This window comes from Streptomyces sp. NRRL S-340 (assembly GCF_000720185.1).
GTDB lineage: Bacteria > Actinomycetota > Actinomycetes > Streptomycetales > Streptomycetaceae > Streptomyces.
In genome coordinates this window covers 1-18,847 of sequence record NZ_JOIY01000074.1, presented here as the reverse complement: position 1 = coordinate 18,847, position 18,847 = coordinate 1, and the positions used below count along the sequence as shown (strand labels likewise).

General features: G+C 74.8%; 16 protein-coding genes, 1 tRNA gene and 1 pseudogene. 11 read left to right on the top strand and 7 right to left on the bottom strand.

Going from position 1 to position 18,847, the window contains the following annotated elements; all coding sequences use genetic code 11:
- The first annotated feature begins 33 nt into the window (after positions 1–33).
- Both IG64_RS36255 and IG64_RS40915 read left to right on the top strand, forming a co-directional pair.
- The gene (locus IG64_RS36255) at positions 34–933 is read left to right on the top strand and encodes a S1 family peptidase (RefSeq protein WP_107474462.1); all 900 of its coding nucleotides are present in this window, start codon (positions 34–36) and stop codon (positions 931–933) included.
- A gap of 2 nt (positions 934–935) precedes the next feature.
- A complete protein-coding gene (locus IG64_RS40915) occupies positions 936–1,235 on the top strand; it encodes a hypothetical protein (RefSeq protein ID WP_107474461.1) in 300 nt (99 codons plus the stop codon).
- 107 nt (positions 1,236–1,342) lie between these two features.
- Here IG64_RS40915 and IG64_RS36250 read toward each other — a convergent pair whose 3' ends face one another.
- From IG64_RS36250 to IG64_RS36235, 4 genes are all read right to left on the bottom strand, one after another.
- The gene (locus IG64_RS36250; RefSeq protein WP_037864613.1) at positions 1,343–4,459 is read right to left on the bottom strand and encodes an amidohydrolase family protein; all 3,117 of its coding nucleotides are present in this window, start codon (positions 4,457–4,459) and stop codon (positions 1,343–1,345) included.
- A 114-nt stretch (positions 4,460–4,573) separates the two neighbouring features.
- On the bottom strand, positions 4,574–6,493 hold the full coding sequence (iolD, locus tag IG64_RS36245; RefSeq protein ID WP_051813776.1) for a 3D-(3,5/4)-trihydroxycyclohexane-1,2-dione acylhydrolase (decyclizing): 1,920 nt from the start codon (positions 6,491–6,493) through the stop codon (positions 4,574–4,576).
- Positions 6,490–7,569: a 5-deoxy-glucuronate isomerase gene (gene iolB, locus IG64_RS36240; protein WP_078884423.1), complete on the bottom strand. Its 1,080-nt coding sequence runs from the start codon at positions 7,567–7,569 to the stop codon at positions 6,490–6,492. Before iolB ends, iolD begins: the two co-directional genes overlap by 4 nt.
- Positions 7,570–7,588: 19 nt before the next feature.
- On the bottom strand, positions 7,589–8,467 hold the full coding sequence (locus IG64_RS36235) for a Cgl0159 family (beta/alpha)8-fold protein (RefSeq protein ID WP_037864551.1): 879 nt from the start codon (positions 8,465–8,467) through the stop codon (positions 7,589–7,591).
- Between the two features lie 401 nt (positions 8,468–8,868).
- On the opposite strand from IG64_RS36235, the gene IG64_RS36230 reads away from it, so the two are divergent.
- From IG64_RS36230 to IG64_RS36210, 6 genes and pseudogenes are all read left to right on the top strand, one after another.
- Positions 8,869–9,882, top strand: a complete 1,014-nt coding sequence (locus tag IG64_RS36230) for a sugar ABC transporter substrate-binding protein (RefSeq protein WP_037864550.1) — start codon at positions 8,869–8,871, stop codon at positions 9,880–9,882.
- A 5-nt stretch (positions 9,883–9,887) separates the two neighbouring features.
- Positions 9,888–10,958 carry an ABC transporter permease gene (locus IG64_RS36225; RefSeq protein ID WP_051813782.1) on the top strand — a complete coding sequence of 357 codons (1,071 nt, stop codon included), beginning with the start codon at positions 9,888–9,890 and terminating at the stop codon, positions 10,956–10,958.
- A gap of 4 nt (positions 10,959–10,962) precedes the next feature.
- Entirely contained in the window at positions 10,963–11,910 is a 948-nt protein-coding gene (locus IG64_RS36220; RefSeq protein WP_037864545.1) for an ATP-binding cassette domain-containing protein, read from the top strand.
- A 1-nt stretch (position 11,911) separates the two neighbouring features.
- Positions 11,912–12,260: pseudogene (locus IG64_RS42710) on the top strand (2-keto-myo-inositol dehydratase); the annotation flags it as partial.
- Positions 12,261–12,688: 428 nt separating this feature from the next.
- Positions 12,689–13,297 (top strand): GPP34 family phosphoprotein, encoded by a 609-nt coding sequence (locus IG64_RS36215; protein ID WP_037864543.1) that lies wholly within the window; start codon positions 12,689–12,691, stop codon positions 13,295–13,297.
- Between the two features lie 287 nt (positions 13,298–13,584).
- On the top strand, positions 13,585–14,955 hold the full coding sequence (locus IG64_RS36210; protein WP_051813774.1) for a serine hydrolase domain-containing protein: 1,371 nt from the start codon (positions 13,585–13,587) through the stop codon (positions 14,953–14,955).
- 112 nt (positions 14,956–15,067) lie between these two features.
- On the opposite strand, the gene IG64_RS36205 is transcribed toward IG64_RS36210, so the two are convergent.
- Positions 15,068–15,421: a cupin domain-containing protein gene (locus tag IG64_RS36205; protein ID WP_037864535.1), complete on the bottom strand. Its 354-nt coding sequence runs from the start codon at positions 15,419–15,421 to the stop codon at positions 15,068–15,070.
- A 249-nt stretch (positions 15,422–15,670) separates the two neighbouring features.
- On the opposite strand from IG64_RS36205, the gene IG64_RS36200 reads away from it, so the two are divergent.
- A complete protein-coding gene (locus tag IG64_RS36200; protein WP_037864531.1) occupies positions 15,671–16,186 on the top strand; it encodes a hypothetical protein in 516 nt (171 codons plus the stop codon).
- Between the two features lie 145 nt (positions 16,187–16,331).
- Here the strand turns inward: IG64_RS36200 and IG64_RS36195 are convergent, their stop codons facing one another.
- Positions 16,332–17,126: a helix-turn-helix domain-containing protein gene (locus tag IG64_RS36195; protein ID WP_078884422.1), complete on the bottom strand. Its 795-nt coding sequence runs from the start codon at positions 17,124–17,126 to the stop codon at positions 16,332–16,334.
- 257 nt (positions 17,127–17,383) lie between these two features.
- On the bottom strand, positions 17,384–17,815 hold the full coding sequence (locus IG64_RS36190; protein WP_037864530.1) for an SH3 domain-containing protein: 432 nt from the start codon (positions 17,813–17,815) through the stop codon (positions 17,384–17,386).
- A gap of 329 nt (positions 17,816–18,144) precedes the next feature.
- Between IG64_RS36190 and IG64_RS36185 the strand changes: the two genes are divergently transcribed.
- Both IG64_RS36185 and IG64_RS36180 read left to right on the top strand, forming a co-directional pair.
- On the top strand, positions 18,145–18,684 hold the full coding sequence (locus IG64_RS36185) for a MarR family winged helix-turn-helix transcriptional regulator (protein WP_037864528.1): 540 nt from the start codon (positions 18,145–18,147) through the stop codon (positions 18,682–18,684).
- Between the two features lie 64 nt (positions 18,685–18,748).
- A tRNA-Pro gene (locus IG64_RS36180) sits at positions 18,749–18,822 on the top strand.
- The last annotated feature ends 25 nt before the right edge of the window (positions 18,823–18,847 follow it).

Here is an 18,847-nt window from a genome sequence, read left to right as displayed (position 1 = left end):
AGCACTTCGTACGACCTACGGGGAGGCTTCACCATGTCAAGATCCCGCTCTCGCGCGGCCCTGACGAGCGCTCTGCTCGCGGTCACCGTCGCGTGCGATGCGCTCACCGTCCCGAGCGCCCAGGCCGTCACCGGCGACGCCGCCGACAGCGCCTACGCGTTCACCGCCCGGATCGACATAGGCGACGGCGAACGTGCCTGCTCGGGCGCCCTGGTCGATCCCCGGTGGATCGTCACCGCGGCGTCCTGCTTCGTGGACGACCCGGCCTCCGGCGCCGTTCCCGCCGCCGGGAAGCCCGCCAAGTCCACCAAGGTCACGGTCGGCCGCCCCGACCTCACGGCCACCGGCGGCCTCGTCACCGAGATCACCGAACTCGTGCCGTACCAGGGACGCGACCTGGTCATGGCCCGGCTGGCGCAGCCGACCACGGGGATCACCCCGGTCGCCTTCGCCACCACCCCGGCCACCGCGGGCGAGACCCTCAAGGCCGTCGGCTTCGGCCGCACCAGGACCGAGTGGTCACCGCTCAAGCAGCACACCGGCGTCTTCGGCGTCGACGCCGCGGACAGCGACCAGCTGACCGTCACCGGCCGGAACGGAGACGCGATCTGCGCCGGTGACGCCGGCGGCCCGCTGCTCCGCGAGAAGGAGGACGGCACGGTCGAGCTCGTCGCCGTCAACAGCCGCTCCTGGCAGGGCGGATGCTTCGGACAGGACCCGGCGGAGACCCGCACCGGCGCGGTGTCCGCGCGGGTCGACGACAGCGCGGTCCAGGCATGGGCCAAGGAGGCCAGGGACCGCCTGCGGGAGGTCCTGTACGCGGCCGACGTCAACGGTGACGGACTGAGCGACCTCGTCGTCCTGGGCGCCGACGGCGTCATCACCGTGCGCACCGCCAAGAGCGGCAAGGTCGTGACGGCAAGGCCGATCTGATCGTGCACGGCACGGACGGGAAGATCGCCGTGCGGACGAACACGGGGACGTACCTGATCGTGCACGGCACGGACGGGAAGATCGCCGTGCGGACGAACACGGGGACGTACTGGGACGGCGGCAAGGACTGGAGCGCCGGCTGGAGCAACTTCCTCGGCCGTCCCAAGGGAGAGCTGCTCTTCGCCGACGCCGACAACGACGGCAAGGCCGACCTGTGGGTGCACTCCACGGACGGAAAGGTCGCCGTGCGCATCAACACCGGCACGTACTGGCAGATCACCGCGGGGGACGACTGGGTCTGAGATCCCGTCAACCCCGCCGTGCGGGCGCCGCGGAGCGCTGAGCGAGGGCCTTCCCGGACCGGTCCGGGAAGGCCCTCGCCCGCTTCCGCCCCTCCGGCCCGGACGGGCTACGCCCGCACCTGAGCGGCCCCCCGGCGCCGGGCCACCAGGTCGGCACGGCGGTGAGGCACGCCGCCCCGCACCACGGCAACGGTGTCGACGAGCGTGGTGAAGTCGGTGAACGGGTCGCCGCCGACCACCGTCAGCTCGGCCAGCTTGCCCGCCTCGACCGTGCCGAGGTCCCGGGCGAGACCGAACAGCCGGGCCGGGACGGTGGTCGCCGTGTGCAGGGCCTGCGCCGCGGTGAAACCGTGGGCGTGCAGTCCGCGCAGGGCCAGGTGGAGGGAGAGACCGACCGGCACCAGGGGCGAGTCGGTGCCCAGGGCGAGCCGCGCGCCGTGCGCGGCCAGCCGCCGGTAGTCCTCGAACTCCAGGTCCAGCGCGGCCAGTTCAGGGCCGGTGGGCCGGGTGCGGGCACACTCGTGGACGGCGGCCACGTCCCAGGGCGGCATGAGGACGTCCACCCGGGGGTCGTCGGCGAGCGCCGGATCCGCACCGAGCAGGAACTGCGCGCTGAACGGGGTCATGATCATGGCGAAGTCGCCGTCGGCGTACTGCTCGGCCAGGTCCTGGTGGATGTGGCCGAGCGGGGTGGTGGCATGGCCGTACGGCAGCCGCTGGGTGGCCTGGAGATGGGTGGTCAGGTCCTGGCCGGCGGCCCGGCCCGGAGCGCACAGGTGGCTGCCGCACGGCACGCCCAGGCGGTGCGCGGCCTCGGCGGCCAGCGCCATGTACCGGCCGGGGGCCCGTACGTAGGTCTTGACGAAGTCGACGTCCAGGGCGGCGGCCCGCTCCAGCGTGCGCCGCACGCCGCTCTCGGTGCGGTGGGCGCGGCCCATGCTGTAGGCGGTGCGGGAGCCGTCGATCAGTTCGGCGCAGGCCAGGGACCGCGGACCCAGGCAGGCTCCGGAACCGGTCGCCTCGCGCAGCCGGACCGTCTCGTACAGCGGACCGCCCATGCAGGCGGTGGTGGTGATGCCGTAGGCGAGCGCGGTCAGGTTCTGCCGGGCGCCGTAGGTGGCCTGGTACGGGTGGGTGTGGCTGTCGAACAGGCCGGGGAGGACCGTGTGGGCGGAGGCGTCGAGTGTGCGGTGACCCGGCCGGCGGGCGCGGTGCGGTTCGACGGCGGTGATCCGCTCGCCCCGGACCAGGATGTCCACGTCCTGGCGCGGCGCGCCGCCGGTGCCGTCCCACATCTGCCCGGCGTGCACGCGCAGCGGTTCCCGGCCGCCGGGCGCGCGGCGGCGGGCGGGCGGCGCGGCGGGCAGGGTGCGCGCCCGCACCGGCGTGCGTGCGTCGTCGAGACGCAGCAGCCGCAGGCGTCCGCACGACAGGTACAGCAGGGTGCGGGAGTCGGCCGCCCAGCTCGGATGGTCGGCCGGCTCGTCGGTGAGCCGGCGGGCGCGGCCCGCGGGGGTGCCGTCGGGCGTGACCGGCAGCAGCCACAGGACGGACTCGGCGACGAACGCCATCCAGTGGCCGTCGGGTGACCAGACCGGCCCGGCGGCGACCCGGTCCGACAGCGACTGGTGCGCGGCGGGCAGGTGGCGGCGCTCGGTGCCGGTGCGGACGTCGACGACACGGATGACGTTGTAGCCCTCGCGGAAGCGGTGGTTGAGCCGGTTGCGGTCGCAGAACGCCACGTACCGCCCGTCCGGTGACCAGGTGGGGGCGCCGGGCGGACCGTCGGTGGCGAGCGGACGCGCCACGGTCCGCTCCTGCCCGGTGGCCAGGTTCCGCACCAGCAGGCCGCCGGTGACGTCGAGGCAGGCCAGGTGCGTGCCGTCCGGTGACGGCGCCGGCGACAGGCGTCCGGTGCCGGTCACCGCCTCGTCCGCCGAGCCGTCCATGCGGACCCTGCGCACCGCGGGCAGCCCGTCGCGGTCGGTGCAGTACAGCACGGCGCGCCCGTCGGGGGACCAGGCGGGCATCTGCACGTAGTGCGCGTCGGCCGCCCGGACCAGCTCGCGGGGTGCGCCGGGGCCGCCGGCGGGCTGCAGCCACAGCGAGTTGAGCGCCGCGTACGCCACCTGGCGGCCGTCGGGGGAGAGCACCGGCCGGTGCAGCCCGCGCACCGGGGCGAGGCCGGTGCCTTCTGTCGTCCGGCGCCGCACGCTGCGGCGGCGCGGCGCGGGCACCGGCATTCGGGCGGTGAAGGGGATGTCCGTGACGGAGGCGGTGGTCAGGGTGCGGATCCGGATGCGCCCGTCGGCCAGGTAGAGGAGGCGGTCCTCACCCAGCCAGCACGGCGGCGCCGCGGCCAGGTCCTCGCCCGCGGCGACCACCTGCCCGTCCACCAGCAGCTCCGCGCGGGACGGCGGGAGGGACGGCGGGCCGCCGGGACCGGACAGCCGCAGCCAGGCGATCCGGCCCCCGGGGGACACCGCGGGGCACAGCAGACGGCCCGTGGTGACGGTCCGCACCGGCCGCGCCGTACCGTCCGCGAGGGACACCCGGACCAGGGACAGTCCGCCGTCGTTGCCGCCGTCGGGTGTGTGGGCGGCGCGCACGCACACCAGCGTCCGTCCGTCCGGTGACCAGGCCGGGTCGTAGTCCTCGAAGGGGCCGCTCGTCACCCGGGTCGGCCGGGAACTGCCCACGTCGAGCGTCCACAGGCCGAACGAGCCGCCGGCCACCGGGTCGCCGCCGCGCTCGGAGGAGAACGCCAGCCGGGTGCCGTCCGGCGACCAGGCCACCGCGCGGTCGTCCCACGGGCCGTCGGTGAGCCGGCGCAGGCCGCCGCCGTCGGGCCGCATCGTCCACAGGTGGAAGGCGCCGCCCGCGTAGCCGCACAGGGCGAGGCTTCGCCCGTCCGGTGACAGGGCGGGGCGGGTCGCCTCCACTTCCCAGCCGGTCAGCCGCTCGGCCGCACCGCCCGCGCGCGGCACCCGCCACAGCACGCCCTGCACCTCGGCGATCAGCACCTGTCCGTCCGCGTGCGCGGTGACCGACCCGCCGGTCGCCTCCCGGTACGTCAGCAGCCGCGCGTCCCCGTCCGCGGCGGACGCCCGGGCGGCGGGCGCCGCCACCGGGGACACCGCGGCGAAGGAGACGGCCGACGTCTCCAGGAATCGCCGCCGGCTGACGGACCCGTGCTCCGCACCCGCCTGCGTACCGCTGTCCATGCCGCCGTCCTCCCGTGCCTCGCCGATCCGACCGGTCACCCGGTCAACCGGCGGCGGGGCCCGGGGTCACGGCCGCGGCCGGGTGACATGGCGGGCGGGGGAGGAGCCGGCGTCCTACAGGGGGCGGCGGCGGGCGGTGACCTCCTGCTCGTAGCGCTTGCGGGCCTCGACGGCGGCCTCGCGGGCGGCCACCTCGGCCACCGGGACGTCCCACCAGGCCTCGGCGGGCGGCGCGGCAGCCGCCGCCGCTCCGCCGGCGTCCGTCTCGACGTACACGCAGGTCGGACGGTGGGCGGCGCGGGCCGTGCGCAGCGCCGCGCGCAGTTCGCCCACGGTCTTGGCACGCAGGACGTCCATGCCGAGACTGGCGGCGTTGGCGGCGAGGTCGACCGGGAGCGGGGCGCCGGTGAAGGAGCCGTCGGGGGCGCGGTGGCGGTAGGCCGTGCCGAAGCGCTCGGCGCCCACCGACTCCGACAGGCCGCCGATGGAGGCGTACCCGTGGTTCTGGACCAGCAGCATTTTGACGGGCAGGCCCTCCTGGACGGCCGTGACGATCTCGGTCGGCATCATGAGGTAGGTGCCGTCGCCGACCAGGGCCCACACCGGCGTGTCGGGCGCCGCCTGCTGCACGCCGACGGCGGCCGGGATCTCGTAGCCCATGCAGGAGTAGCCGTACTCCAGGTGGTACTGGCGCGGTGAGCGGGCCCGCCACAGTCTGTGCAGGTCGCCGGGGAGCGAACCGGCCGCGTTGATCACCACGTCCTCGTCGCCCACCACCGCGTCCAGGGCGCCGAGGACCTGGGCCTGCGTGGGCACCGCGCTGTCGTCGGGGGCGGCGAAGGCGGCCTCGGTCACCCGCTGCCACCGCTCCTTCCTGGCGCGGTACTCGCCCTCGTAGGCGGGGTCGACACGGTGTCCGGCCAGCGCGTCGACGAGCGAGGCGAGACCGGCCCGCGCGTCGCAGACGAGGGTGGCCGCCGCCATCTTGTGCGCGTCGAACGCGGTGATGTTCAGGTTGACGAAACGGACGTGCGGGTGCTGGAAGAGCGTGCCGGAGGCGGTGGTGAAGTCCGTGTAACGGGTGCCGACACCGATGACGAGGTCGGCGGTGCGGGCCAGGTCGTCGCTGACCGCCGTGCCGGTGTGCCCGATGCCGCCGAGGTCGGCCGGGTGGTCGTACCGCAGCGAGCCCTTGCCGGCCTGCGTGGAGGCGACCGGGATGCCGGTGGCGTCGGCGAGCGCCCGCAGCGCGTCCTCGGCCGCGCTGTGGTGGACTCCGCCGCCCGCGACGATCAGCGGGCGGACGGCGGACCTGATCGCCGCGACCGCGTCGGCGAGTTCGGCCGGGTCGGGGGCGGGCCGCCGGATCCGCCACACGCGTTCGGCGAAGAACTCCTCCGGCCAGTCGTGGGCCTCCGCCTGGACGTCCTGCGGCAGCGCGAGAGTGACGGCGCCCGTCTCGGCCGGGTCGGTCAGGACGCGGACGGCGTTCAGGGCGGACGGCACCAGCGCCTCGGGGCGGGTGACGCGGTCGAAGAAGCGGGAGACCGGGCGCAGGGTGTCGTTGACGGACACGTCCGCCGCCGTCGGGTGCTCCAGTTGCTGCAGCAGCGGGTCGGCGGGGTGCGTGGCGAAGTAGTCGCCGGGCAGCAGCAGGACGGGCAGGCGGTTGACGGTGGCCAGGGCCGCTCCCGTGACGAGGTTGGTGGCACCGGGGCCGATGGACGTCGTGACCGCCTGGGCGGACAGCCGGCCGCGCTGCCGGGCGAAGGCGACGGCCGCGTGCACCATCGCCTGTTCGTTGCGGCCCTGGTGGAACGGCATCACGTCCGCGTGCTCGACGAGTGCCTGGCCGACCCCGGCCACGTTCCCGTGGCCGAAGATGCCCCAGGTGCCGGCGATCAGCCGCTGCCGCACCCCGTCGCGTTCGGTGTACTGGGCGGCGAGGAAGCGGATCAGCGCCTGGGCGACCGTCAGACGGCGGGTGCGGGGGCCGGATTCGGGGCCGGGACGGGAGTGGTGGCTGAGGGTCATGGGGTCTGCTCCGGTGCCGAGTAGAGGGGAAGACGCGGGTCGACGGGCTGTCCGGGCCAGGTGCCGCGGATCCAGGCGTGGTCGGGGTGGTCCCGGATCAGCCAGGCGCGTTCGGTCCCGGGGCCCGCCATGACGTTGAGGTAGTACATGTGATGGCCGGGCACGGCCATCGACGGACCGTGCCAGCCGTCCGGGATCAGCACCACGTCACCGTCGCGCACCTCGGCCAGCACGTCCGTGTCCCGGCCGGGCCCCGACGGGGAGACCCGCTGGTAGCCCAGGCCGGGGGTGCCGTCGTGGCCGGCGAACTCGAAGTAGTAGATCTCCTCCAGGACCGACTCCTCGCCGGGCCGGTGCTCGTCGTGCTTGTGCGGCGGGAACGACGACCAGTTGCCGCCCGGGGTGAGCACCTCGACGGCGATCAGGGCATCACAGTCCCACACCCCCGCGGCGGCGAAGTTGTTGACCTGGCGGGAACACGGGCCGCTGCCGCGCAGTTCGACCGGAACACCGCAGGCCGCACCGTAGCGGGCGGGCAGGCGCCGGGTGCAGCGGGCGCCGGTGAGCGCGAAGCGCCCGCCGCCGGCGGACGAGACGGTCGTCCGGGCGTCCCGGGGCACGTAGGCGAAGTCGCTCACGCCGCTGAACACGCTCGCCCGGCCGGTGAGCGCGAACGTGTCGTGGGCCGAGCCGTCGGCGCAGGCGACCGCGCAGCCCCCGCTCAGCGGCAGCACGATCCACTCGCTGTCGCCGGTGTCGAAGGTGTGTGAGCCGCCGGGCGGCAGTTCCAGGACCCGGAGGGAGCAGTGGCCCCAGCCGGCGGACTCGGGGGTGACGTGCACGGCGTAGGGGCCGTGAGCCGCCCGGCCGGCGCGGAGGTGGTACGGACTCGCCGGGCCGGTGCGGCCGTCGGGTCCGGTCGGGCCGGCGGGGCCGGTGGGCCGGTCGGGCCGGGTCGGGTCTGCCGGGCCGGTGGAGCCGTCGGGCCGGGTGAGGTCTGCGCGGCCGGTGGGTTCGTCCGGTCCGGTGGGCCGGCCGGGTCCGGTGGGTCCGGGGCGCGGGGGCGTGCGGGTCATAGGGTGCGGTCCCTCCTCGTCACAGCAGGCTGACGGCGGCGTCGACCGCGTCCTCGACACCGCCCTTCGCGGGGTAGAGCAGTGAACGGCCCACGACCAGGCCCTGGACGGTGGGCAGCCGCAGGGCCTTGCGCCAGCGCGCGTAGGCCCCCTCCTGGTCGTCGCCGACCTCCCCGCCCAGCAGCACGGCGGGCAGGGTGGAGGTCGCCAGGACCTCGGCCATGTCGTCCGGGTCCGCCGTGACCGGCACCTTCAGCCAGGTGTACGCGGAGGTGCCGCCCAGACCGGAGGCGATGGCGATGGAACGGGTGACGGCCCCGGCGGACAGGTCGTTGACGATCCTGCCGTCCACCCGGCGCGAGATGAACGGCTCGACGAACACCGGCAGGCGCGCCGCGGCCATCTCGTCCACCGCCCGTGCCGCGGACTCCATGGTGGCCAGCGAGCCGGGGTCTTCGTAGTCGATGCGCAGCAGCAGTTTGCCGGCATCGAAGCGGAGCCGGGCGATGTCGCGGGCGCGGTGGCCGGTGAAGCGGTCGTCCATCTCGAAGGACGCGCCCGCCAGACCACCGCGGTTCATGGAGCCCATGACCACCTTGCCGTCGAGTGCGCCGAGGAGCAGCAGGTCCTCCAGTATGTCGGCGGAGGCGAGCACTCCGTCGACACCGGGCCGGGCCAGGGCCACGCACAGGCGCTCCAGCAGCCCGGCGCGGTTGGCCATGGCGAGGCCGCGCTCCCCGACACCGAGCGCGCCGCGCGCGGGATGGTCGGCGGCCACGATCAGCAGCCGTCCGCTGCCCCCGACGAGCGGGCGGCGCACCCGGCGCTCGGCCGCCTCGGCGACGGCGCCGGGGTGCCGGACTCTGACCGAGGTGAGGTCGGGGATGCGGACGCTCAAGGGAGGGCTCCGTTCAGGAGGCGCAAGAGAGGGCTCCGTTCAGGCGGTGGGCGGTCGGCGGTGGGCGGAAGGAAGGGGCACGGGGGCGGGCCGGCGCGGGCAGGCCGTCGGCCGCGTCAGGGGTAGGCCGGGACACAACGGGTAGGGATCGACCCCGTCGGGGGAGGGCGGGTCCGGGACCCCGCCGTCCCCAGGTGTAGGGCTCGCGGCAGCGCGATGTCAATACTTTGTTCTAACATACGGACCTACTTCTGAAATGATGTCCTGACAAAGTATTGACAGCGGGCATCGCAGGGGATTGGATCCCGTCCCAGCGCACCAGCCGTCCGTCAACCGGCGAGGACCCGCACCACCCGCCGGGGGCCGGCCTCCCCTCCGTCGCACAGTGAGGTGCAGGAAAATTGGACCGCTCCTCCCGCTCCCGCCGACTCGTCCCCGTCGTGGCCCTGGCCGCGGCCGCCGCCCTGGCCCTCGCCGGCTGCTCCAGCAGCTCGGGCGGGAAGAAGGCCGCGCAGGGCGGGGGAGCCGCCTCCGCGGGCAAGGCCGCCACGCCCCGGATGACGGTCGCCCTGGTCACCCACCAGGCACCCGGCGACACGTTCTGGGACATCGTCCGCAAGGGCGCCGAGGCCGCCGCCGCCAAGGACAACATCAAACTGGTCTACGCAGCCGACCCCAGCGCGGGCAACCAGGCCGGCCTCGTGCAGAACGCGATCGACCAGAAGGCCGACGGCATCGCCGTCACCCTGGCCAAGCCCGACGCGATGAAGGCCGTCATCGGCAGGGCCGTCGGCGACGGCATACCCGTCGTCGGCCTCAACTCCGGTCTGAGCGACTGGAAGAAGCTCGGTCTGCTGGAGTTCTTCGGGCAGGACGAGACCGTGGCGGGCGAGGCGTTCGGGACCAAGCTGAACGAGGTCGGCGCCAAGAACGTCGTCTGCGTCGTCCAGGAACAGGGCAACGTCGGTCTGACCCAGCGCTGCGACGGCCTCGAGAAGACGTTCAAGGGCACCGCCGAGACGCTGTACGTCAACGGCACCGACATGCCGTCCGTGCAGTCGACCATCACCGCCAAACTCAAGCAGGACCGCGCCGTCGACCACGTCGTCACCCTCGGCGCGCCCTTCGCGCTGACCGCGGTGCGGTCCGTGGCCGAGGCGGGCGGCAAGGCGAAGATCGCCACCTTCGACCTGAACAAGGACCTGGCGGGCGCCATCAAGAAGGGCGACATCCAGTTCGCCGTCGACCAGCAGCCCTATCTCCAGGGCTACCTCGCCGTCGACTCCCTGTGGCTCTACAGGAACAACGGCAACTACAGCGGCGGCGGTGCGCAGCCGGTGCTCACCGGTCCCGCCTTCGTCGACCGGACCAACGTCGACAAGGTCGCGGAGTTCGCCGCCAAGGGCACCCGGTGAGCGGCGTGAGCCGGCCGGCCGCACCGGCTCCGGCCGGCCCACCGGGCGCCGGCGACACCCGGACCGGCGGCGGGAGCGTGCGGCGCCCGCCGGCGCTGCGGCTGCTGGCCCGGCCCGAGGTCGGGGTCTTCCTCGGCGCCCTCGCCGTCCTCGTCTTCTTCCTCGCCGCGGCGCCCTCGGTCCGCCAGGGCAGCTCCATGGCGACCGTCCTCTACCAGTCGTCGACCATCGGGATCATGGCCCTGCCCGTGGCCCTGCTGATGATCGGCGGCGAGTTCGACCTCTCGGCCGGGGTCGCCGTGATCACCTCCGCCCTGACCGCGAGCATGCTCAGCTACCAGCTCACGACGAACGTGTGGACAGGTGTGATCGTCGCGCTGGCCGTCTCGCTCGGCATCGGCGCGTTCAACGGCTGGATGCTGGTGAAGACCGGCCTGCCGAGCTTCCTGGTCACCCTGGGCACCTTCCTCACCCTCCAGGGCGTCAACCTGGCCGTCACCAAACTGATCACCGGGAACGTGGCCACCGACGACGTCAGCGACATGGACGGCTTCGGCCAGGCCAAGGCCGTCTTCGCCTCCTCCTTCGACGTCGGCGGGGTCCAGGTGAAGATCACCGTGGTGTGGTGGCTGGTCCTCGCCGCGCTGGCCACCTGGGTGCTGCTGCGCACCAAGTACGGCAACTGGGTCTTCGCCGTCGGCGGCAACAAGGACAGCGCCCGCGCGGTCGGCGTCCCGGTGGCGTTCACCAAGATCACCCTGTTCATGCTGGTCGGCCTCGGTGCCTGGTTCGTCGGCATGCACCAGCTCTTCTCCTTCAACACCGTGCAGTCCGGCGAGGGCGTCGGCAACGAGCTGATCTACATCGCCGCGGCCGTCATCGGCGGCTGCCTGCTCACCGGCGGCCACGGCTCCGCCGTCGGTCCCGTCTTCGGCGCGTTCATGTTCGGGATGGTGAACCAGGGCATCGTCTACGCGGGCTGGAACCCCGACTGGTTCAAGGCCTTCCTCGGCGTGATGCTGCTCGGGGCCGTCCTCATCAATCTGTGGGTCCGGCGCACGGCCACCCGGAGGTGACACCATGACGACCGACACGGCCGGCCCGCCCGGCGCCGCCCTGCCCGGCCACCCGCCCGAGGGCGGGCCCCCGCTCGTCGAACTGCGCGGCGCCGGCAAGTCCTACGGTCCCCTGCGCGCCCTGCACGGCGTCGACCTGGCCGTGCACGCCGGCCGCGTCACCTGCGTGCTCGGTGACAACGGCGCGGGCAAGTCCACCCTCATCAAGATCGTCTCCGGGCTGCACCAGCACACCGAGGGCGAGGTCCTCGTCGACGGCGGACCGGTGCGGTTCACCACCCCGCGCGAGGCCCTGGACAGGGGGATCGCCGCGGTCTACCAGGACCTGGCGACCGTCCCGCTGATGCCGGTGTGGCGCAACTTCTTCCTCGGCTCGGAACTCACCAAGGGCCCCTGGCCGGTCCGCCGCCTGGACATCCCCCGCATGAAGCGCACCGCCGACGAGGAACTGCGCGCCATGGGCATCGTCCTGGACGACCTGGAACAGCCCATCGGCACCCTCTCCGGCGGCCAGCGCCAGTGCGTGGCCATCGCCCGCGCCGTCCACTTCGGCGCCCGCGTCCTCATCCTGGACGAGCCGACCGCCGCGCTCGGCGTCAAGCAGTCCGGCGTGGTGCTGAAGTACATCGCCGCCGCCCGCGACCGCGGCCTCGGCGTCATCTTCATCACCCACAACCCCCACCACGCCTACCTGGTCGGCGACCACTTCAGCGTGCTGCGCCTGGGCACCCTGGAGTTGTCCGCCGCGCGCAGCGAGGTGAGCGTCGAGGAACTGACCGACCACATGGCCGGCGGCACCGAACTCGCCGCCCTGGAGCACGAACTGGCCCGGGTCCGGGGCGCCGGCGCCGGGGAACTCCGCGACGCGGCCGACCGCTCCGGGTCCGTACCGCCCTCCGGGTCCGTACCGCCCTCCCGGTCCGCATCGGCGACCCCCGAAGGGAGTTCCTGACATGACATCCGTGCTCGACCGCATCCGGGTCGGCTCGGCCCCCGGCTCCTGGGGCGTGTGGTTCCCCGACGACCCCCGGCAGACCCCCTGGCACCGCTTCCTGGACGAGATGGCGCGGGCCGGCTGGTCCCGGATCGAACCGGGCCCCCACGGCTACCTGCCGACCGACCCGGCAGGCTCGGCGACGAGCCGGCCCGGCGCGGTCCGAAGGTGTCGGCGGGCACCGTCTTCACCGCACTGCACCGGGGCCCGTCCGAGGGGGAGTCCACCTGGGAACACGTCGGACGGGTCGCCGGCCCGGGCCGGCCCGGGCCGTGGGCGCGGAGCCCCTCGTCGTCATGCCCTCGTTCCGCACCGGACGCGCCCCTGCCCGTCGCCGTACGCACCCGCCGCTTTCTGAGGTCCTGCGGGGCCTGAGCGGGGCTGGACCCTGGCCGCAGCGCCCGGCGGCCCGTCCGCCCGGTCCCGCGCTCCGGTCGGCTCCGGCCGGATCCGCGCTCCGGTCGGATGCGCAGTCCGGTCAGGTCCGTGGTCCGGTGAGATCCGTGGCCGCTCCGGGCGGTCCCGGCTCCGGCGGGATCCGTGGTCCCGGCCCGGTCGCGTCTGCCGGTCCCGTGCCGCCTGCCCGTGCGGGTCCGCTCCCCCGCCCGGCCCCGCTCCCCGTTCCCAGCCGCTCGCGCCGCGCTACAGTCGGCCGGGTACGGCATCACCAGGCGCCACGTCCCGCGCCGGTCGCCCGGCGGCGCGGGGCCGGACATGCCCTTCGACGGGGAGCCTCATGAGCACACCGCGTGACCTGATGATCGTCGCCCTTGACGTGGCGTCCGCCCGGCCCGTGGAGCGCGGGGACCTCGCGCTCGCCCTGGCGGGGGCGGAGGCGTACGACCTGCTCCGGGCGGAGGCGATCGGGCTGGACGGCGGTGGCCGGATCCTGCCCCGCCCGCGAACCCGGCTCGGTGACCGCCTCCTGGACGAGGCCGCCGCCGCACTCCTGCGCGAGGCCCCCTACGAATCGTTGCCGGACTGGCTGTGGCGGCGCGGTCGCGGCCTGGCCCCGGCCTACCTGGCGGCGCTGGAGGAGGAGGGGCAGGTGACGTGGGAGCGCACCCGCCGGCTGCCCTTCCGCGGCTCGCGCACCGTCCTCGGCGACACCGAGGCGCGGCGGCGGGCGGCGTTCCGCTGGGCCGCGGACGAGCCGGTGCTGCTGGCGCTGGCCGCGGCGGCCGGGATCCGCGACGAGATCGCCCCCGACGAGCCGGTGGTCACCGACGAAGCGGTCCTCACCGTGCTCGCCTCCGTGCACGACGCCGTGATGGAGCTGGAGGCGGTGCGCCGGCGCCGCGCCATCGAGGAGGCCGCCTTCGCGAACGTCTGGCGCGGCGCGTGAGGGCGGCGGCGCCGACAGGCGGCAGGGCGGGACCGCTCCTTATGCTGGGTACGTCTCCTCTGCCGGGGGTGCCTCCGCCCGCGCGGGCGTCCGCTCCTGCGGGGGTGCCCCCTTCGCCGAGAGTGTCTTCTGTGCTGAGGACGTCGGGCAGCGCGGCCGGTGCACCTGCGGACGCGCCCCTGCGTCATGGCCGGTCCCGTCGGCGTCCGCCGCGGTAAGGACGCCTCCTGGTCCCGCGCCCGTCGACGACGGCCGCGGGTGCGATCCGCCGCGCTCGGAGTCAGCCCATGACACACGCGTGCCCACGACGGCTGCGCAGGAGCGCCGTCACCGCGACCGCCGCCGGGATCCTCGTCGTCCAGCTCGGCGCGACCGCCCCGTTCACCGCGGGCCCCGCTGCCGCGGCCCCGGCCGCCGCTGCCGCCGCCCCGTTCCCGCCTCGCGCCCGGCCCGCTGCCGCACCGCCCGGACAGCTCCCGTCCCCGCCGTCGTCCCTCTCCCGGCCCGCGTCCCCTCCTCCGTCCGTTTCTCCGTCCGTTTCTCCTTCCCGGTCCGGTTCCTCCTCCGAGGTCCGCACCCTCACACCCGCCGTGGTCCGGCAGCTGGACCGGGCCGTGCGGCGCGTCCAGCGCGAGGCGAACGTTCCCGGCGTGATCGTCGGCCTGTGGACACCCGGCCAGGGCCAGTACGTGAAGTCCTTCGGGGTCGCCGACAGGCGCACCGGCCGGAAGATGTCCGCCGACCTGTACATGCGCATCGGCAGCGAGACCAAGACGTTCACCGTGACCGCGCTGCTGCGTCTGGCCGACCGGCACCGGGTGGGCCTGGACGACCCCATCGGCAAGTACGTCGACGGGGTGCCGAACGGCGACCGGATCACGCTGCGCGAGCTGGCCGGCATGCGCAGCGGGCTGTTCAACTACTCCGACGACGACGGCTTCTTCAAGGCGCTCACCTCCGACCCGCGGCGCCCCTTCACCCCGGGGCAGCTGCTCGCGTACGCCTTCCGGCACCCCGTGCTCTTCCCGCCGGGCCGGAAGTTCGACTACAGCAACACCAACCTCATCCTGCTCGGACTGGTGATCGAGAAGGTCAGCGGCCGGTCGCTGGCCGACTGCATCCGCGCGGACGTCCTCGAACCGGCCGGCCTGCACCACACCCTCTTCCCGGCCGGCGCCGAGTTCCCCGAGCCGCACGCGCAGGGCTACACGGACCAGACCGCGAACGGCCGCACCGCCGACGCCGCCGGCTGGAACCCCTCCTGGGGCTGGGCGGCCGGCGCGATGATCTCCGACCTCGACGACCTGCGCGTCTGGGCGCGGACCGTGGCCACCGGGGTGCTCCCCGACGGCCGCGCCCTGATCAGCCCGGCCACGCAGGAACAGCGGCTCACCACACCGCCGACGTCCGTCCCCGGCGCGGGGTACGGGCTGGGCATCTTCGCCGTGCACGGCTGGATCGGCCACAACGGCTCCCTGCCCGGCTACGAGTCCCTCACCGTCTACCTGCCCGCCGCCCGCACGACGCTCGTCGTCCTGCTCAACACGGACATCGGCCACCGGGGGGCCGAGCCCAGCACGCTGTTCGGCCGGGCCGTCACCGGGATCGTCACGCCACGGCACGTGTTCGACCTGCCGGCGCAGCCCGCCGCCCGGTGACCTGCGCCGCAGGCGGGCGGCCCGCGCCTCGGCACGCGCCAGGATTTGGGCCGGACCGGCCCGCCCGGTGCTGCGTGCCCGCGGGGTACCGCCGGCTCCGGGGCGTCCCCGTTCAGAGGGTGACGGCGTACACCTTGCGCAGCGTCTCGTGCACCGTCCACGTCGTACGGTCGCCCTCGCGCAGCACCGCCATGTCCCCGGGGCCGACGCGCAGGGTCGGCCCGCCCTCCACCTCGATGGTCGCCGAGCCGCTGACCACGACGAACAGTTCGTCCGCCTCGGTGTCGGTGACGACCCCGGGCGTGATCTGCCAGATCCCGCGCGCCTGACGGCCGTCCGCCGACTCCCAGACGACCTTCCCGGTCACCTCGGGCGAGCCGGAGACGATCTGCCCGGGGTCGAGCGGTTCGGGAACCAGCTCGGCGTCGGGGACACCGGGCACGTGGAGAACGAAGCTGCGGTCCATACCCGGACCCTAACGGGGCCCCGCGCCCCGGCGGCCTGGACAGAGTGTGGGGGATCGGCCCGGACGCCCGGACACATCGTCGTGCGGCGGGGGCACCGTGCGGCGGGGACGTCATCGGGCGGGAGGCGGGGGACAGGGTGTGGGGGCCGGAGTGAGTGCGGTGCAGGCGGCCGTGGAGTGGCGAGGGCCGGTGCTTCGGGTGATCGTTGGGGAGAATCCGTCCTCGTACGCCCGGGAGGCGAGCAGCCCATGGCGGACCCCGCGGCGGCCGTCCCGGAACGGCCCGCGCACGACGACACGCGGTCCCTTCTGCTCTTCGGCGGGGTCTACGGTGCCGTGGTGGCCAGCGCCATGGTCGCGGCGCTGACCGAGTACGGGCACAACTCGCCGGGCGCCCGCCGCTACGACGCGGCCTGGCTGCTGGTGACCGCGTTCGCCTCGGCCCTGGCGCACGGCTACTCCCACTACATCGCCGAGCGCGGCCCGCACCGGCGCGGTGAGGCGCTGCGGGCGCTGGCCGCGGAGTGGCCGCTGGTCGTGGCCATGCTGCCCACGGTGCTGATCCTCGCCGGCGCGGGCTGGGGCTGGTGGTCCGCGGACGGAGTGGAGTACCCGGCGTTCGTCTTCAACATCGCGCTGCTGTTCGCGCTGGGGCTGGTCTCGGCGCGGTGGGCGGGGCGCCGCTGGGCGGTCGTGCTGGCCACGGGCGTGGTGGACGCCCTGTTCGGCCTGATCGTCGTGGTGGCCAACGCGGTCATCAAGTAGGCCCCCTCACCCCCTCACCCGCGCGCCGGCCGCCGGACCGGCCGGCGCGGCCGTTCCGTGCGGCGGCCCGCCCGCGGCGGCGGCACCCGCGGGGCCGCGACCGGACGCGAACCGGCGCGGTGCCCGGCACGCACCCGCGCGCGGATCACGGCTCACCGCCCGCGTCGGCGTCCAGGCCGGTGCACGCCACCTCACCGTTCACCTCGGCGCACGCCTCCACCCCGCGCGGCGAGGAGACGGCCAGCATCGGACTGGTGTCACTGGCGGTGTCCCGGGCGGGGTAGGCGGCCGACAGGACGTCCTCACCGGTCCGTACGGAGATCTCCCGGGCCACCGCGCCCCGCACCCCGACCTGCGACCAGGCGGTGTGGCAGGACGGTGACCAGCGCAGCCGTACCGTGTACGTCGCGTCGGACACGGCGCTGCTGGTCTGCGCGTCCCGCGCGCAGGCGGAGGCGCCGGGCAACTCGCCCTGGCAGGAGCGGCCGTGGCAGCGCACGGGGGCGAACCCCGCCCGTGAGCCCGGCGAGGCGCCGCGCGAGGACGCGGCCAGGGCGGTGGCGACCGCGGCGGCCGCGGTCAGCAGGGTGAGCGCCGGCAGCAGCGGCAGCCGGCGCCGCCGGACGGGCGGGCGGCCGGACCCGCCGGGCGCGCCCGGGACTGCGGCTCCGCGTTGGGCCGGTACGGCGGGTCCGGTGCCGTCCCAGGCTTCCCACAGGGCCAGCACCGGGGCGGGGTCGGCGCCCGCGAGACGGGCCAGGGCCTCCACGGCCGAGCGGGGCGGGTGCTTGGCCCCGCTGAGGTAGCGGTGCCAGGCGGACTTGCTGTAAGGGGTGCGCGTGGCGAGCGCCGCCAGGCTCAGGCCCGTACGCTCCCTCAGTTCGCGCAAGGTCGCCACCAGCGGCACGGGGGACGCTGCCGCTTCTTGGGGCTGCCGCATCTCGCTGCTCCCGACTCCGTTCCCGCTTCGGGTGTTTCACCCCGGATGTCCGGATGGTTTCCCTGGCCGGGCCTGCCGCCACACATCCGGAAGGTGTGAGGACGGTGAGCCGGTGCGGCCGGGGGCGTGCGGAGGTGCGGCTGCGTCCGGGTGGGCCGGGGCGTGCGGCTGCGTCCGGCGCGGCACGGGCCCGGCGCGGGGACCACGGGGTCCCCGCGCCGGGCGCTCGTGTCACCGGGTGCGTGCGGTGAGCCGCGTCAGCACCACGGCACGGTGCCGCGCACCACCCGTACGTAGTGGGCGGAGACGTAGCCGCGTACCCGGGCGAGCCGGTACCACTGGTGCGTGCCGTGCACCCGGGACCCGTACGTCCGGCACCTGAGCGCCACCAGCCGTCCCGCGTGCCGTACGCCGATCACGCGGTAGCCGGTGCCCGGGCCGGAGCGGACGTTCAGCGACGCGCGGTGGGTGACCACCCGGCCGAGGGCGTGGTGCGAACGCCTGTGCGTGGCAGAGTGGTTGACGCGGTGCGCGGGCGGGAGCGCCCGGCCGGGGAGCGGGTTCGGGGCGGTCGCCGAGACCGCGGCGCGCGGGGCGGGGGCGGCCGGGGCGGCATCGGCGGCGGTGGGCACGAGCGCGAGCATTGCGACCGTGGCCAGCAGGCCGCCGGTGAGGGTCCGTCGGATCATGGAAACCTCCGGGCTGTCGTTCCGTGACCACGTGCCGTGATCACCTGCCGCCCAGCGTGTCCGTGCCGGCCGCCGGTGATGCCGTCCCCGTGTCCCGGGGACGGCGGGGACGTCCCCGGGGACCCTCCTGCGGGCGCGGCACCGGCCGCCGCCGTGATTGCGCCCGGGAAGCCCCGCCCGGTGCGGGCCGGGGGAGTGCGGGGCCCGGCGACCGGGGTGGGCGCCGTGGTGGGGCGGCGGCGGATGAGCGGCTGGCGGGCAGTGGGCGCTCACCGCGCGTGCACTCGCGAATTAGTTGAGTAACGCAACGATATGGTAAACTGGGGGGTATGTCCACAGCATCCTCGCCCCCCGGACCCGTCTCGCCCGAAGTGGCCGAGATCGAGCGCGCTCTGACCCGGATCACGTACCTGAGCACGCGGGCCCGGCAGCACGAGAAGCTGATGGGCCTGGCCGGGGTCCCGCTGGACCGTGCCGCGGTGGCGCTGCTGCGCCAGATCGCCGACTCGGAGCCGCTGCGGCCGGGCGAGCTGGCCCACCGCCTAGGCGTGGAAGCCTCCCACGTCACCCGCACCGTGCAGCAACTGGAGAAGTCGGGGTACGTCACCCGCGTCCCCGACCCGGACGACCGCAGGGCCCAGCGCATCCGGCTCACCGAGCAGGGCCGGGACGCCATCGCCCGGGTCCGCGAGGTCGGCGCCCGCGGCATGGAGGCCGCCCTGTCCGGCTGGTCCGCCGACGAACTGCGCCGGCTCGCCACCCTGTTCCACCGCATGGTCGACGACTTCCTCGCCTACGCCAAGGACGCCGACGCCGAGACCGAGCCCGCAGGCGAAGCCGCCCCCCGCGCGGGCACCCGCACCGGCTGAGAGCAGTCACGCGCGTGCGGTAGTGTTGACCCGCGCGTTCACACGGGACACCGTACGGACGCACCGGGACGTGGCGCAGCTTGGTAGCGCACTTGACTGGGGGTCAAGGGGTCGCAGGTTCAAATCCTGTCGTCCCGACTCGTGAGAGTCGCAGATCAGGGCC